15 protein-coding genes are annotated in these 14,730 nt (G+C 60.7%); 8 read left to right on the top strand and 7 right to left on the bottom strand.

From position 1 onward, the window contains the following. Nucleotides 1–3: 3 nt before the first annotated feature. The 7 genes from ACQ4W0_RS00075 to ACQ4W0_RS00045 all read right to left on the bottom strand — a co-directional run bounded on the left by ACQ4W0_RS00075 (nt 4) and on the right by ACQ4W0_RS00045 (nt 5,999). Nucleotides 4–1,239 carry a DUF3426 domain-containing protein gene (locus ACQ4W0_RS00075; RefSeq protein ID WP_436574930.1) on the bottom strand — a complete coding sequence of 412 codons (1,236 nt, stop codon included), beginning with the start codon at nt 1,237–1,239 and terminating at the stop codon, nt 4–6. Nucleotides 1,240–1,247: 8 nt separating this feature from the next. Then, a complete protein-coding gene (prmA, locus tag ACQ4W0_RS00070) occupies nt 1,248–2,192 on the bottom strand; it encodes a 50S ribosomal protein L11 methyltransferase (protein ID WP_436574929.1) in 945 nt (314 codons plus the stop codon). After that, complete coding sequence (gene accC, locus ACQ4W0_RS00065; RefSeq protein ID WP_102119631.1) at nt 2,189–3,604, bottom strand: acetyl-CoA carboxylase biotin carboxylase subunit; 1,416 nt, start codon at nt 3,602–3,604, stop codon at nt 2,189–2,191. The genes prmA and accC overlap by 4 nt, the downstream gene beginning before the upstream one ends. Nucleotides 3,605–3,705: 101 nt before the next feature. Then, complete coding sequence (gene accB / locus ACQ4W0_RS00060) at nt 3,706–4,164, bottom strand: acetyl-CoA carboxylase biotin carboxyl carrier protein (RefSeq protein ID WP_436574928.1); 459 nt, start codon at nt 4,162–4,164, stop codon at nt 3,706–3,708. A gap of 90 nt (nt 4,165–4,254) precedes the next feature. Next, nucleotides 4,255–4,692 carry a type II 3-dehydroquinate dehydratase gene (gene aroQ / locus ACQ4W0_RS00055; RefSeq protein ID WP_436574927.1) on the bottom strand — a complete coding sequence of 146 codons (438 nt, stop codon included), beginning with the start codon at nt 4,690–4,692 and terminating at the stop codon, nt 4,255–4,257. Between the two features lie 82 nt (nt 4,693–4,774). Next, complete coding sequence (locus tag ACQ4W0_RS00050) at nt 4,775–5,341, bottom strand: TlpA family protein disulfide reductase (RefSeq protein WP_436574926.1); 567 nt, start codon at nt 5,339–5,341, stop codon at nt 4,775–4,777. Between the two features lie 19 nt (nt 5,342–5,360). Further along, nucleotides 5,361–5,999 (bottom strand): hypothetical protein, encoded by a 639-nt coding sequence (locus ACQ4W0_RS00045; RefSeq protein WP_436574925.1) that lies wholly within the window; start codon nt 5,997–5,999, stop codon nt 5,361–5,363. Nucleotides 6,000–6,114: 115 nt separating this feature from the next. Here ACQ4W0_RS00045 and mpl point away from each other — a divergent pair, with 115 nt between their 5' ends. The 8 genes from mpl (at nt 6,115) to corA (ending at nt 14,514) form a co-directional block, all read left to right on the top strand. Then, nucleotides 6,115–7,491 carry a UDP-N-acetylmuramate:L-alanyl-gamma-D-glutamyl-meso-diaminopimelate ligase gene (gene mpl / locus ACQ4W0_RS00040; protein ID WP_436574924.1) on the top strand — a complete coding sequence of 459 codons (1,377 nt, stop codon included), beginning with the start codon at nt 6,115–6,117 and terminating at the stop codon, nt 7,489–7,491. Continuing rightward, nucleotides 7,488–8,072, top strand: coding sequence for a YqiA/YcfP family alpha/beta fold hydrolase (locus tag ACQ4W0_RS00035; RefSeq protein WP_436574923.1), 585 nt, complete (start codon nt 7,488–7,490; stop codon nt 8,070–8,072). Before mpl ends, ACQ4W0_RS00035 begins: the two co-directional genes overlap by 4 nt. After that, nucleotides 8,069–8,683, top strand: a complete 615-nt coding sequence (locus ACQ4W0_RS00030; RefSeq protein ID WP_436574922.1) for a chorismate--pyruvate lyase family protein — start codon at nt 8,069–8,071, stop codon at nt 8,681–8,683. Before ACQ4W0_RS00035 ends, ACQ4W0_RS00030 begins: the two co-directional genes overlap by 4 nt. Nucleotides 8,684–8,685: 2 nt before the next feature. Then, nucleotides 8,686–10,773: a ribonuclease catalytic domain-containing protein gene (locus ACQ4W0_RS00025; RefSeq protein ID WP_436574921.1), complete on the top strand. Its 2,088-nt coding sequence runs from the start codon at nt 8,686–8,688 to the stop codon at nt 10,771–10,773. Nucleotides 10,774–10,907: 134 nt separating this feature from the next. Continuing rightward, complete coding sequence (locus ACQ4W0_RS00020; RefSeq protein ID WP_436575378.1) at nt 10,908–11,765, top strand: TonB family protein; 858 nt, start codon at nt 10,908–10,910, stop codon at nt 11,763–11,765. Further along, nucleotides 11,762–12,604, top strand: a complete 843-nt coding sequence (gene aroE, locus ACQ4W0_RS00015) for a shikimate dehydrogenase (protein WP_436574920.1) — start codon at nt 11,762–11,764, stop codon at nt 12,602–12,604. The genes ACQ4W0_RS00020 and aroE overlap by 4 nt, the downstream gene beginning before the upstream one ends. After that, nucleotides 12,586–13,326: a monofunctional biosynthetic peptidoglycan transglycosylase gene (gene mtgA, locus ACQ4W0_RS00010; protein ID WP_436575377.1), complete on the top strand. Its 741-nt coding sequence runs from the start codon at nt 12,586–12,588 to the stop codon at nt 13,324–13,326. The genes aroE and mtgA overlap by 19 nt, the downstream gene beginning before the upstream one ends. Nucleotides 13,327–13,548: 222 nt before the next feature. Continuing rightward, nucleotides 13,549–14,514, top strand: coding sequence for a magnesium/cobalt transporter CorA (gene corA / locus ACQ4W0_RS00005; protein WP_099762164.1), 966 nt, complete (start codon nt 13,549–13,551; stop codon nt 14,512–14,514). Nucleotides 14,515–14,730 lie beyond the last annotated feature (216 nt).

Raw genomic sequence — 14,730 nt, 5'->3', positions numbered from 1 at the left:
CGGTTAAGGGTAAAAGATGGCGATATGGTAGCCAGACGCCGTGAGCTGGTCTAATGCAAAGTACAGTTTGATGGTTTGTTCCGAGCGCGGTGCAAAACCCTTGCTCACGTCGATATTGGCCGGCAGGTAGTCGCGCGGCGCGATCACGCGGCGCAAGAGCGGCTTGTCGTTGGCGTCGTTGAGTATCAGTTCGATGCTGGGCCAGGCTTGCACGCTGCGGCTCTGGTTGCGCAGCAGTGAGACGTAGGAAAAGGTCTGTTCCTTGAGGGTTTGCAATTCACCCTGTTCGATGGCCAGCGCCTCGATCTGCGCCGGCAAGTCGACCTGGCAGCCACTGAGCTTGCACAGCGCGACCAGGGTGGGCTTCCACTGCGGAAACTGTGCCGCCAGCGGATTGCGGAAGGTGGTCATCACTTGCAGCAATAGCAAGAGCAGCAGCGCCGCCGAGCCGATGGCCATGGCCACGCGCAGGGCCTTGCCGTTCTGTTCGCGGCGCCGGCCCTGGGTCACAAAGGCCGGTTCGTCGTCGGCCGGCGCCACTGCCGTTTCCCCGGCCTCGGCCTCAATCGCTGGCTCGAGCACAACAGGGGCGGGCATGGGGTCAAATGCGTGATCGGCCAAGGTCGGTTCCCGGCGCGTGGGTGCAGGCGCGACGGGCACGGACTTGTGCAGGCTGACTTTGTCGGCGGCAGGCAATGCCGGGGCTACTGGGGCGACCACCGTTTCCAGGTTCGGTTCGCGGCGGCTGTCGCGCAAATACGTGGCGAAGGCGGGTGCGTCATCGACCTGGCGGCGCTTGAAGGGCGCCATTGGCTGGGGCAGCGGCGCTTCGGGCGGCTCGGCCGGTGCAATGACAGGGGGGGCGACAGGCGCGTCGGCGGGCAGGCTGACGTCGAGGTCCAGCTCGATGTGGTCGCCGTCGTCTTCCTTGAGCTGCGCCGTTTCCGGCAAGATACCGAACGGGTCGAACGAGGTGTCGAAGTCGAGAGAATAGATGGGTTCGTCGTCCGTGGCGGACGGCAGGCTGTTGTCGGCCGGATAAGTGGTCGACAGCGGGGCGGCAGCGCCGGGACCAGACCTTAAAAACGGCGATGCGGCAGCTGGATCGACCAGCGCGGCATTGCCGTCAAATACTTCCCTGCACGTGCCACAGCGTACGATGCCCCCACGTAACTTCAACTGGTCAGCAGCGACCCGAAATATCGTGTTGCAATGGGGGCATTTGGTGGCGAGGGCCATTGCTGTGCTTATGCACCTTCCGCGCGTGGCGCAGGCGCTTGCGTGGCGCCCAGGCGGCCATGCAGGGCAACCCAGCCCTCTTGCTCGGCCCAGACACCCAATTGGATGAATGGTGCATAGGCGGCGGCCACTTCTTCCGCCTGGCGTGCCAGCACGCCGGACAGGATCAGGGCGCCGCCGTCGGCGACGCGACCCGACAGCATCGGCGCCATCAGCTTCAATGGGCTCGACAGGATGTTGGCGACGACGATGTCAAATTTTGCCGTGGCGTGTGCCGAAGTGGCAAACGTGTCTGGCAAGAAATATTCGATCTCGCACTGGTTGCGTTCGGCATTGTCGCCAGCCGATTCGATGGCTTGCGGGTCGATATCGACGCCAACGACAGTTTCCGCACCGAGTTTCTTGGCCACCATGGCCAGGATGCCGGAACCGCAACCGTAGTCGAGCACGGTTTTGCCGGGCGCGGGATTGGCTTCCAGCCACTCCATGCACAGGCGCGTGGTCGGATGGCTGCCCGTGCCGAAGGCCAGGCCCGGGTCCAGTTCCAGGATCAGGCCAGCAGGATCCGGTGCCTCGTGCCAGCTGGGCACGACCCAGATATTCTTGCCGATGTGAATCGGCGCGAATTGCGACTGGGTCAGGCGCACCCAGTCCTGCTCTTCCACGGGCCGCATGGTAAATGCCGGTACCGTTGCCATGCCGACAGCGGCGGCTGCTGCGGCCACGATGGCGGCCTGGTCGGCGTCGATGTCGGTCAGCGCCACCACGCGGCTGCGTTCCCACGCCGCTTCCTGCGGTTCCATGCCGGGCTCGCCAAACAAAGGTTGCTCGGCATCCGTGCCTTCATCGGCGTCTTCCACCGAGACCGACAGGGCGCCCGCTTCCATCAACGCGTCGGACATGGCCTCCGCGTTGTCACGGGCGATTTCGATGACGATTTCCGTCCAGCTCATGCGCCCGCCTTGATTTCGGATTTCTTGGCGATGCTGGGGCTGCCGCTATTCAGGTTCTTGCCCAGGTCCGGCATGTCGGCCAGTTTCTGTTCCAGATAGTGAATGTTGGTGCCGCCTTCGATGAAGCGCGCGTCGATCATCAGTTCGCGGTGCAGGGCGATATTCGTGTTAATGCCTTCGACCACCATTTCGGACAGGGCGATCTGCATGCGGCGGATAGCTTGTTCGCGCGTGGCGCCGTAAGCGATCACTTTGCCGATCATCGAGTCGTAGTGCGGCGGCACGTAGTAGCCGGCGTAGGCGTGCGAGTCGACGCGGATGCCAGGGCCGCCCGGTGCATGCCACGACACGATCTTGCCTGGCGATGGCGTGAACTTGAATGGATCTTCTGCATTGATGCGGCACTCGATGGCGTGGCCCGACAGCAAGACGTCGCGCTGGCGGAAACGCAGTTTTTCGCCGGCGGCGATGCGAATCTGTTCTTGCACGATGTCGATGCCGGTGATCATCTCGGTGACTGGATGCTCGACTTGCACGCGGGTATTCATTTCAATGAAATAGAACTCGCCGTTTTCGTACAGGAATTCAAACGTGCCGGCGCCGCGGTAGCCGATCTTGCGGCAGGCTTCGGCGCAACGGTCGCCAATTTTCTCGATCAGCTTGCGCGGGATGCCCGGCGCCGGCGCTTCTTCGATGACTTTCTGGTGGCGGCGCTGCATGGAGCAGTCGCGCTCGCCCAGCCAGACGGCGTTCTTGTGTTCGTCGGCAAGGATCTGGATTTCCACATGGCGCGGATTTTCCAGGTACTTCTCCATATACACTTCAGGGTTGCCGAAAGCGGTGCCGGCTTCCGTCTTGGTCATCGACACGGCGTTGATCAGGGCAGCTTCCGTGTGCACCACGCGCATGCCGCGTCCGCCACCGCCGCCGGCGGCCTTGATGATGACCGGATAGCCGACCTTGCGGGCGATTTGCACGATCGCTTTCGGATCGTCCGGCAATGCGCCTTCCGAGCCGGGCACGCAAGGCACGCCAGCCTTGATCATGGTTTGCTTGGCCGACACTTTGTCGCCCATCAAACGGATCGATTCGGAGCGGGGGCCGATGAAGACGAAGCCCGATTTCTCGACGCGTTCGGCGAAGTCGGCGTTTTCCGACAGGAAACCATAGCCAGGGTGAATCGCTTGCGCATCCGTCACTTCAGCGGCGCTGATGATGGCGGGCATGTTCAGGTAGCTCAGGGACGACTGTGCCGGTCCGATACAAACGGATTCATCGGCCAGCTTGACGTATTTCGCGTCCTTGTCGGCTTCGGAGTGGACTACAACCGTTTTAATGCCCATTTCGCGGCAGGCGCGCTGAATACGGAGGGCAATTTCACCACGGTTGGCAATCAGGATTTTTTCAAACATGGTAGGTTCGCGTATGTCTGTGAGAGCCGGCGAGCCGGCGAAACAACAAGTGTGAGGGGTTAAAACTGCAAACGGCCGTCGCCGGCCGTGTTGACTGGGTTTTAGCCGATCACAAACAAGGGTTGACCGAATTCGACCGGCTGGCCGTTTTCGACCAGGATCTGGGTCACGACACCGGCTTTATCGGAGTCGATTTCATTCAGGAGCTTCATCGCTTCGATGATGCACAGCGTATCACCTTCCTTGACGGTGGAGCCCACTTCAACGTACGCGGCGGTGCCAGGAGCGGAGGAGCGGTAGAAAGTGCCAACCATCGGCGACTTGACCACATAGCCCGTTGGCTCGGCGGCGACGACTGCGGCCGCCGGCGCAGGTGCGGCAGGCGCGGCTGGCTGGTAGTGGGCTTGCATGCCTTGCGGCTGCATCATGACCATCTGGTTTTGCGGCATGGCCGACGATTTGACGATGCGAACCTTGCTTTCGCCTTCGGTAACTTCCAGCTCTGCGATATCCGATTCGGCGACCAGGTCGATCAAGGTCTTGAGTTTTCGTAGATCCATGTAAAACCCCTAGGAATGTAGTTTGTTTTATGAGTGATGCGGTGATGTCCAGAACCTATCGCCGCGCTAAATGCATGCAGATCGCGTAGATTAACGTTTTTTAAGCGCAAAGTCGATGGCAAGCCGATATCCATCGATACCTAGTCCGCAGATCGTCCCCAGCGCGATCGCGCTGAGAAATGAGTGATGTCGAAACGTTTCGCGTTGATAAATATTCGAGATATGGACTTCCACGAACGGGATGGCGACCCCGGCCAGCGCATCGCGCAAGGCAACGCTGGTATGGGTCAGGCCGCCCGGATTGATGACGATGGCATCGATCCCTTCCGCTCGCGCGGCATGGATGCGGTCGATCAGCGCGCCTTCATGGTTGCTTTGAAAGCAGACCAGGTCGGCACCGGCCGCCATGGCTTGCGCCATTGCTGCCTGCTCGATATCGGCCAAGGTGCTGGCGCCGTAGACCTCAGGCTCGCGCGTTCCCAGCAAATTCAGGTTGGGACCGTTGAGCAGAAGGAGGTTTTTTGCCATGTATGGAAGACCGTTTTAGCGAAAGTTCCGCATTTTGCCGCCAAAGATACGCATTGGCAAGAGAAAAAAGCACGCTCCGAATTTACAATTTATCCAGATCGGCGCGCAACTGATCAAATTTCAAGCGGCCCAGATAGGTCTTTTTGACTTCACCATCGGCGCCGATCAGCACCGTAAAGGGCAAACCGCCCGTGGTATTGCCAAAATGACGCGACAGGTCGGTGCCGCTCAAGCCGGAAACATACACAGGATAGGCGATCTCGATCTTGCTGGAAAAAGTGGCAATATTGCTGGCCGAATCGATGCCGATGCCGATGACCTGCAGGTTTTTTGCCGCATAGTGACCTTGCACTTCGGATAACTCCGGCATTTCTTCCACGCAAGGCGGGCACCACGGCGCCCAGAAATTGACCAGCAAATTCTTGCCTTTCCATTGCGACAAGGCTTGCTTGGCACCCGCCGCATCCGGCAGGGACAGCGCATACAGTTCGTTGACGGGGCCCGTCGCGCCTGGCGCGATGGTGGTCGTCTGCGGTCCCGCTTCTTTCCCCGCGTCTTTCGCTTTTTCCTTGCTCAAACCGACGTAGGCGCCCATGCCGCCAAACATCAGCGCGACGATGGCGCAGGCGATCCAATTCTTTTTTGTCATAACTTTATCTATATCAATGTTAGTCGGCGGCCGGCACGCCATCAGCGAGGCTGGCGGCCAGCAGGCTGCGCAGCCCCGCGATATCGGTGCGCAGCACCTTGCCGTCCGCCTTGGCTTTCAGTGCGCCGCGCATATCGTCGAGCTCATACATGGCTGCGTGCACGCCTTCGTTTTTCCATAAGAAACTGGCCGTCTCGACCGCATCATAACGCGCTCCCTTGAAATGCGGGCTTTCCGACATGTCGAGCACGACATTTTTATTCAGCAGGAAGATGTGGATCTCCTTGGCGCTGTCGGCAAACAGCTGCAAATAGATTTCATCGTGGGGGCCGGCCGTGCCGTTCAGCACCGGGCCGCTGAGCAGGGGATGAAATTGTTGCAACGCTTCCATGACCTGCAGCGCGATCATGCGCAGCTGGAACAGGCGCGCCGGCTGGCTGTCGGCCAGGAACACGGCATTGTATTGCCGCACCTGTTCCTCGATCATGTCGTTGTCAGGTAGTACGTTGGGCGGGCTGGGAGCCTCGCCCAGTACTTGTCGCGCCGCCTTGCGCTTGGCGCTGCCATAGTCGGCGCCATCCTGCGCCACGAGGCGCGCGGCAGCGGCGGCGATTTCCAGGCGCAGCTGCGCGCTATCGTCAAATGCATCGTTCGTCATGAGCGAGATGATACTCCGAAGCGGAAAAAGTCATGGCGTCAGGTAAAATCCCACACTTGCTCTTTTTTATCTCACCGTCTTACTTACTTAAGCGTGCACCTTTCGCACTGATCACATGCATATTCATATTCTCGGCATTTGCGGTACCTTCATGGGCGGCCTGGCCGTGCTGGCCAAGGAAGCCGGCCATAAAGTCACCGGTTGCGATGCCAACGTCTATCCGCCGATGAGCACCCAGCTGGAATCGCAGGGAATCGAACTGATCCAGGGTTTTGATCCGGAACAAACCCAGCTGAACCCGGATTTGTATGTGATTGGCAATGTGGTCTCGCGCGGCAATCCGCTGGTGGAAGAAATTCTCAACCGCAGCCTGCCGTATGTGTCCGGCCCGCAGTGGATCGGCGAACACATCTTGCGCAACAAGTGGGTGCTGGCCGTGGCCGGCACGCATGGCAAGACGACAACCTCGGCCATGCTGGCCTGGATACTCGAAGACGCGGGCTACGCGCCGGGCTTCCTGATCGGCGGCGTGCCGATGAACTTTGGCATTTCTGCCCGCCTCAGCGGCAAGATCGACGGCAAGAGCGCCGATTCGGACTTCTTCGTCATCGAAGCCGATGAGTACGACACAGCCTTCTTCGACAAGCGCAGCAAGTTCGTGCATTACCACGCGAAGACGGCCATCATGAATAACCTGGAATATGATCACGCCGACATCTTCCCTGATCTGCACGCGATCGAGACGCAATTCCACCATCTGGTGCGCACCGTGCCCGGCATTGGCCGCCTGGTGTTCAATGGCGACGAAGCGTCGCTGCAGCGCGTGCTGGCGCGTGGTTGCTGGAGTGAAAAGGAAAGTTTTGGCGAGGATGCCAACTGGCAACTGCAAGAGCAGGCCGATGGCAGTTTCGACGTGTATTTCAATGGCCAGCAGGAAGGCCATGTGGCGTGGGCGCTCACGGGCAAGCACAACCGCAGCAATGCGCTGGCGGCCATCGCCGCCGCGCGCCACGTGGGCGTGCCCATTGCCCAGGCGTGCGCCGCGCTGGCCACGTTTGACAGCGTCAAGCGCCGCATGGAAGTACGCGGCGTGGTCAACGACATTACCGTGTACGACGATTTCGCGCATCACCCGACGGCCATTGCCACCACCGTGGGCGGCCTGCGCCAGAAAATAGGCAGCAGCGCCCGCATCCTGGCTGTGCTGGAGCCGCGTTCGAACACCATGAAGCTGGGCGCCATGAAAGATGCGCTGCCGGGCAGCCTGAAGGATGCCGACCTGGTCTTCGGTTTCGGCAGCCATGCCGCGCTGGGCTGGAGCCTGGGTGACGCGCTGGCGCCGCTGGGCAAGATTGCCAGCGCCTATGAAGACATCGATACCTTGGTGGCCGCCGTGGCCGCTAGCGCCCGTCCCGGCGACCAGATCGTCGTCATGAGCAATGGCGGCTTTGGCGGCCTGCACCAGAAATTGCTGGAGGCGCTGGGCCGATGATTCTGTACCTGCATGGATTCCGCTCGTCGCCCCTGTCGATGAAGTCGCGCCTGCTGGCCGCGCAGATGCAGGCGCTGGGCCGCGAGGCAGAGTGGCTGTGCCCGCAATTGCCGGCCTCGCCCAAGCTGGCCATCGAACTGGCCCTGTCGCTGGTCAAGGATGTGGCGCCCGCCGAACTGACGATCATCGGCTCGTCCTTGGGCGGCTATTACGCCACTTGGCTGGCCGAGCAACTGGGTTGCCGCGCCGTGCTGCTCAATCCTGCCATCGTGCCCCTGATCGACCTGGAACAACACGTGGGCGTGACGACAGAGTTTCATTCTGACAAGCCATTCGAGTTCAAGCGTGAATACATAGCCGAGCTGGGAACCTTTGCCGTAGAGAAAATTACTGAGCCGCAACGTTATTTCCTGATTGCCGCCACCGGCGATGAAGTGCTCGACTACCGCGACATGCTGGCGCATTATCAGGGGGCGCAGCAGTGCGTCATCGATGGCAGCGACCATGGCATCAGCGAATTTGTCGCATACCTGACGCCCGTGCTGGCATTTTGCGGCATCCCTGTGGACGCGGCCCGGTGAGGCCGGGTTCGCTGCGCCAGGCGCAATGGCATGCGCACGTGAATGCCATCAATGCGCCACCGGCCCTGCGCCACTGGCTCACGGGCGGAGGTTCGCTGACGGCCAAGCTGAAAGCGCATAGTCAGGCATTCCGCGTGCAATGTTTGCACCAGGAAACAGCGCGCTGTTTGAGCGACGAGGCGGCCAGCATCGGCTTGCACCGCGCGGGCCGGGTATGGGAACGCGAAGTGCTGTTGCGTTGTGATAACAAACCGGCCGTGTTTGGCCATACCGTGGTGCCCATGCAGGCGACGGCCACGGACTGGCCCTTGTTTTCCGCGCTGGGCGAGCGTTCGCTGGGCACGACCCTGTTTGGCGACCGCATGGTACGCCGCAGCACACTGGAATTTGCCCGCTTGCGCGCCGGACACCCGCTGGTGCAGCGGGCGCAGGCGGCGCTGGCACGGGAAGGGCAGCGGGTCGACGAACGGGCGCTGTTTTTTGCCCGCCGCTGTCTGTATCAGCGTCACCAGGGATTGCTGCTGGTAACCGAAGTATTTTTGCCGGCGGTGCTCGAGTTGATATCCCTCACTCGCACCGTTGCAACCGACACATTAATAAACAAAGCATAACAATGAATCTATTTTTTGAAGAATCCGGCGATTTCAAGGTCGGCACGGTCCTGTCGCAAGCGGGTGAAGCGTATCAAGTGGAAATGGCCAGCGGCAAGCGCACCAAGGTCAAGATCAAGGATGTGCTGCTGCAGTATGAAAAGCCGGCCCCGGCCGAGCTGCTCGAGCAAGCCAAGGCTGTTGCTTTTGATATCGACCTCGATTTCCTGTGGGAAGTAGCGGGCGAAGACGAGTTCGGCTTTGCCGAGCTGGGTACCGAGTATTTCGGCCACGCCCCGTTGCCGCCGGAAGCCGCCGGCCTGATCCTGGCCCTGCATTCGGCGCCCGTGTATTTCTACAAGAAGGGCCGGGGCCGCTACAAGGCGGCGCCGGAAGCATCCTTGAAGGCGGCCCTGGCCGGCATCGAAAAGAAAAAGCAGCAAGCGCTGGTGCAAGCCGCGTATGTGGAAGAGCTGAAGCAAAACCGCCTGCCTGCCTCGATGCAGCCCATGGTGCTGCAATTGCTGTTCAAGCCCGACAAGAACACCATCGAATACAAGGCGCTGGAAGCAGCATGCACGGAATTGCACACGACGCCGCCGCGTTTGATGCTGGCCGTGGGGGGCATTGCGTCGCCGAAAGACTTGCATTTGTCGAAATTCCTCTACGAAAATTTCCCCAAGGGTGCAGGTTTTCCAAGCGTGCCCGTGCCGAGCGTGACGGCCAAGCTGCCGCTGGCCGACGTGGCCGCCTTCTCGATCGACGACGTCACGACGACCGAGATCGACGATGCCTTCTCCGTGCAGCCGCTGCCAGACGGCACCGTGAAAGTAGGCATCCACATCGCCGCGCCGGGCCTGGGCATCCGCCCGGATGACGTGATCGACAAGATGGCGCGCCAGCGCATGTCGACCGTCTACATGCCGGGCGACAAGATCACCATGCTGCCGGACGAAATCGTGAATGCTTTCACGCTCGCCGAAGGCACGACGTGCCCGGCACTGTCGCTGTACGCCACGCTGGATCCGAAAGCCGACTGGGCCGTGGTCAGCACGCAGACGCGCGCCGAACTGGTGCCGATCGCCAGCAATTTGCGCCACAACCAGCTCGATGACCTGGTCAACGAGGAAACCCTGGCCAGTGGCGAAGGCGAGTATCCGCACAAGGCTGATTTTGCCGTGCTGTGGCAATGGGCGCAGCAGCTGGAACAGGGCCGCATGAAGAAGCGCGAAGCGTTTGGCCTGAAGCCGGAACAGAATAACCGCGTCGATTTCAACTTTTATGTAGAAAACGACATCGTCACCGTGGCGCGCCGCAAGCGTGGCGCGCCGCTGGACAAGATCGTCGCTGAACTGATGATCTTTGCCAACAGTACCTGGGGCAAGATGTTGCACGACCATGGCGTGCCGGGCATCTACCGCAGCCAGGGTGGCGGCAGCGGCAATAGCTGGGCGGCAAAGATGCAGGTGCGCATGGTCACCCATGCGGCGCCGCACCAGGGCCTGGGCGTGGATCAATACGCGTGGAGCACTTCGCCCTTGCGCCGCTACACGGACCTGGTGAACCAGTGGCAAATCATCGCTTGCGCCGAGCATGGCGTGACGGCGCCCCTGGTGGCGCCGTTCAAGCCCCGCGACGCGAACCTGTTTGCCATCGTCTCGGCGTTTGACGCCGCATATGCCGCTTATGGCGATTTCCAGTCGAACATGGAACGCTACTGGTGCTTGCGCTGGCTGCACCAGGAAAACGCGCGCCAGGTCGATGCCGTGGTCTTGAAAGATGAAATCCTGCGCCTGGTCGACATTCCGCTGGTCATCAAGCTGCCAGGCATGCCATCGGTGGCGCGCGGCGCCCAGGTGAAACTGGACTTGCTGCGCTGGGATGAAGTCGACCTGAGCATTGAAGCGCGCCTGCTGGAAATTGCCACCGTGCCGGACGCGGCGGCCGATGCCGAGCCGGACTACGAGGAAGAGGCAGACGATGCGTCCCTTGAAGACGGCGACGTGACGGCTGAGGCATCGCCGGAAGCGGCAAACCAGGTCAGCGACGCCGATGCGGAAGTGGCGGAACTGGCCAGCGAAGACGTGGTCAGCGAGCCCGAGGTCAAGTAAGGCCTCCAAGCCACAAGGCGGTGCTGAAAACTGTTGCCGGCATCGCCCTTTGACGTAGAATTCAGGCATCTTGTATCTTGTGCTTGTTGCGAACTGGGTTGCGCGTGAAGTCTTTCCGAGAGTATCGTTTCCTGATGATAGCCGTGGCGGTATCGCTGCTGGCGCACGGCGCCTTGCTGGCGATGCATTTTGTCGCCCCGGCCCCGCAGCGGGCCGTCGCCACGGACCCCGGCCTGGAAGTGATCCTGGTCAACGCCAAGCATGCGAACAAACCGCTGAAGGCCGATGCCCTGGCGCAAGCCAACCTCGATGGCGGTGGCCAGGCCGACAAGGGCCGCGCCAAGTCGCCCTTGCCCGACATGCGCAAGGTGGAAGAGGGCGACAGCGTCAAGGCCAGCGCCCGGCGCATCGCCGAACTGGAACAAAAACAGCAGGAATTGCTGACGCAGGCGGCCAAGCCGACGCCTTACAGCGCCGCGCCCGTCACGGAAAAGGACAAGCCCAATCCCCTGGCCTCCGGCTCGGACTTGATGGAAAGCAGCAAGGCCATCGCGCGCATGGCGGCCGAGATCAGCCAGACCGTGGAAGACCAGAACAAGCGTCCCCGCAAGACCTTCATTACGCCCAGCACGCAGGAGGTCGGCTATGCCATGTATTACAAGACCTTGCAAAAGCGCATCGAGGAAATCGGCACCCTGAATTTCCCGCAAAAGAATGGCCGCAAGATGTATGGCGAACTGGTCGTGTACATTCCCATCTTCCAGGACGGCACGATTTACCAGAAGGAAGGCGGCGCCCGCGTGGAGAAAAGCTCGGGCAACGCGGCACTGGACGCGGCCGCCCTGGCCATCGTGCGCCGCGCGGCGCCTTTCGGCCGTTTCCCACCGAATATGTTGTCGAGTGATAAAGATGACCTGTGGGTCGTCATCACCCGTTTCAAATTTACCCGCGAAGAAAAAATGGAAGCTAACCTGACTGGCGGCAGCAATTGAGCAAGCAAAATATTAATCCCGATCAATATTGCGTCTTCGGCAATCCTATCGCCCACAGCAAGTCCCCCCTGATACACGCCGCGTTTGCCCTGCAGACGGGCGTCGCCATGGTCTATGAACGCCGGCTGGCGCCGCTGGACGGCTTTGCCCTGGCGGCCCGTACGTTTGCTGCCGAGGGCGGCAAGGGCGCGAACGTGACGGTGCCGTTCAAGCTGGACGCGTGTGCGCTGGCCACCGTCCTGACGCCGCGCGCGCAAGCGGCCGGCGCCGTCAATACCCTGCGTTTTGATGGCGACACCATTCTTGGCGACAATACCGATGGCGCGGGCCTGGTGGCGGACATCGTGCGCAACGCGGGCGTGACCATTGCCGGCAAGCGCATCTTGCTGCTGGGCGCGGGCGGTGCGGCGCGCGGCGTGGTGCTGCCCTTGCTGGAACAGGGGCCGCAGCAAGTGTTCATTGCCAACCGTACCGTGGCCACGGCCGAGGCGCTGGTGGCGCAGTTTGCCGACGCGCTGGCTCACCCCGATCAACTGCGTGCGGGCGGCTTCACGCAGCCCGAGGGCCAGTTCGATATCGTCATCAATGCCACCTCAGCCAGCCTGGCGGGCGACTTGCCGCCCGTGCCAGCGGGTATTTTCGGCAGCCACACCCTGGCGCTGGACATGATGTATGGCGCCCAGCCCACCGTCTTCATGGACTTTGCCGCGCAGCATGGCGCACAGGTGCGCGATGGCCTGGGCATGCTGGTGGAGCAGGCGGCAGTAGCGTTTTACGTGTGGCGCGGCGTGCGGCCGCAGACGCAGGACTTGCTGGCGCAATTGCGGGGCAGCCTGTGAGCGCGGGCAAGAAGGGCGCGCGTCGCAGCACCAGCCGCTATGGCTGGATCAAGTGGCTGTTCATCGTGCCCGTATTGGCCTTCATCGTCGTGCAACTGTATTTCTTCCTGCAAATCTGGTGGTGGATCGACCACAACCCGTCCAGCACGGCCTTCATGCGCGAACAGTTGTCTGTCTTGCAGGACAAGAATCCCAATGCGACCATCCAGCAGACGTGGGTGCCATACAACCGCATCTCGAACAATCTGAAACGCGCCATCATCGCCTCGGAAGATGCGAATTTCTCCGAGCATGAAGGCGTGGACTGGGAAGCCTTGCAAAAGGCGTACGAAAAAAATAATAAAAAACAAAAGGTCGTGGCGGGCGGCTCCACCATCACGCAGCAGCTGGCGAAGAATCTGTTCCTGTCCGGTTCGCGCAGCTATGTGCGCAAGGGCCAGGAGCTGATCATCACGTATATGCTGGAAAGCCTGATGGACAAGCAGCGCATCTTTGAAATTTATTTGAATGTGGTGGAATTCGGCACGGGCATCTTCGGTGCCGAAGCGGCCGCGCGTCATTATTACCACGTCAGCGCGGCGGGCCTGAGTGCGGCGCAGGCGGCGAAACTGGCCGTGATGCTGCCGAACCCCCGCTTTTACGATCGTCACCGCGATACGGGCTATCTGAACCGGCGCACGGGCGTCATCCTGCGCCGTATGGGGGCGGCGGAATTGCCTTGATGGCAGCCGGTTTTCTTTGCATAAAATAAAAGCTGCCTGATTGGCACTATTGCGGCTCAGCATCTTAACCGGCTCGGTTGGTGCAACGCCGCACTTTTTCCGTGAAAAAGCGGTGCCGGGGGGTGGTCGTGAAAAGGCCTTTGCGGGTACACTTGCGCTGTTTTCATTTTTGGCGCCAGCGCCAGCACATCACGATAACCCAACATCCGGCTGAGAGCGCGCATGATCAATGTCTTTGTATTACAGAATGGCCGGCTCAACCAGGTGCCGATCGACAGCCGCGCAGACCTCGAAAATGCCGAACCGGTGTGGGTCGACCTGACCGACCCCACCGATGATGAACGGGCCTGGGTCAAGGCCATCTACAACGTCACCCTGCCGGGCGAAGACGAAGTCAAGGATATTGAAGCGTCGGCCCGTTATTACGAAGCGGAAAACGGCGACTTGCATCTGCGCACGGACTTCTTGCGTGAAGAAGACGACGGTCCCTCGCGCGTCATCACCGTGGCGTTCATTCTGGCCCGCAAGATCCTGTTTTCCATGCATACGGACGACCTGCCCGTGTTCCGACTGGTGCGCATGCGCGCCCGTTCGCGACCAGGCTCGATCGCCGACTACATGGACGTGCTGCTCGACCTGTATGCCACGGATGCCGAGTATTCGGCTGACGTGCTCGAAGGCATCTACCAGAACCTGGAAGAAGTCAGCACGCGTGTGCTGCAAAAGGAATTTACCGATGCGCACGCGGCCGAAGCGCTGAATGCCATTGCCCACGAGGAAGATTTGAATGGCCGCATCCGCCGCAACATGATGGATACGCGCCGTGCCGTCAGTTTTTTGATGCGCGGCCGTCTGTTGAATTCCGAGCAATTCGAGGAAGCGCGGCAGATTTTGCGCGACATCGAATCGCTCGATGGCCATACGTCTTTCCTGTTTGACAAGATCAACTTCCTGATGGACGCCACCGTCGGTTTCATCAACATCAACCAGAACAAGATCATCAAGATCTTCTCGGTGGCCAGTGTGGCCTTCCTGCCGCCGACGCTGATCGCCAGCGTGTACGGCATGAACTTCAAGCTGATGCCGGAACTGGAGTGGACGTTCGGCTATCCTTGGGCCTGGGGCCTGATGATTACCAGCGCCATCGCGCCCTTCCTGTATTTCCGCCATCGGGGCTGGCTGAAATAAGCAAACGGGCCAGCAGGCCTAATGCCGTTCAGTTAAGACTGAACAGCATTTTTATTTTCCGGCTTGTAAACGTCAGAAGAGCCTGTTAACCTGCGATACATGCTTGATGACGCGATGCATTTTTTGACAGAACACCAAGAGGCGCCTAATTGGGAACGCCTGGGGCAACATTTACCGATCGAGTGGGTCGAGCAGGCGGTCCGCTACACGGGCAAG

This window comes from Janthinobacterium breve (genome assembly GCF_051380895.1).
Lineage (GTDB): Bacteria > Pseudomonadota > Gammaproteobacteria > Burkholderiales > Burkholderiaceae_D > Janthinobacterium.
The sequence above is the reverse complement of the archived record's forward strand: the minus strand, read 5'-3'. Positions and strand labels throughout refer to the sequence as shown.

Bases quoted from the DNA above. Each gene is read 5' to 3' on its own strand.
- ACQ4W0_RS00045 (WP_436574925.1), bottom strand. From the start codon at position 5,999: ATGACGAACGATGCATTTGACGATAGCGCGCAGCTGCGCCTGGAAATC.
- corA (WP_099762164.1), top strand. From the start codon at position 13,549: ATGATCAATGTCTTTGTATTACAGAATGGCCGGCTCAACCAGGTGCCG.
- accB (WP_436574928.1), bottom strand. From the start codon at position 4,164: ATGGATCTACGAAAACTCAAGACCTTGATCGACCTGGTCGCCGAATCG.
- aroQ (WP_436574927.1), bottom strand. From the start codon at position 4,692: ATGGCAAAAAACCTCCTTCTGCTCAACGGTCCCAACCTGAATTTGCTG.
- ACQ4W0_RS00075 (WP_436574930.1), bottom strand. From the start codon at position 1,239: ATGGCCCTCGCCACCAAATGCCCCCATTGCAACACGATATTTCGGGTC.
- prmA (WP_436574929.1), bottom strand. From the start codon at position 2,192: ATGAGCTGGACGGAAATCGTCATCGAAATCGCCCGTGACAACGCGGAG.
- mpl (WP_436574924.1), top strand. From the start codon at position 6,115: ATGCATATTCATATTCTCGGCATTTGCGGTACCTTCATGGGCGGCCTG.
- ACQ4W0_RS00035 (WP_436574923.1), top strand. From the start codon at position 7,488: ATGATTCTGTACCTGCATGGATTCCGCTCGTCGCCCCTGTCGATGAAG.
- ACQ4W0_RS00025 (WP_436574921.1), top strand. From the start codon at position 8,686: ATGAATCTATTTTTTGAAGAATCCGGCGATTTCAAGGTCGGCACGGTC.
- accC (WP_102119631.1), bottom strand. From the start codon at position 3,604: ATGTTTGAAAAAATCCTGATTGCCAACCGTGGTGAAATTGCCCTCCGT.
- ACQ4W0_RS00050 (WP_436574926.1), bottom strand. From the start codon at position 5,341: ATGACAAAAAAGAATTGGATCGCCTGCGCCATCGTCGCGCTGATGTTT.
- ACQ4W0_RS00020 (WP_436575378.1), top strand. From the start codon at position 10,908: ATGATAGCCGTGGCGGTATCGCTGCTGGCGCACGGCGCCTTGCTGGCG.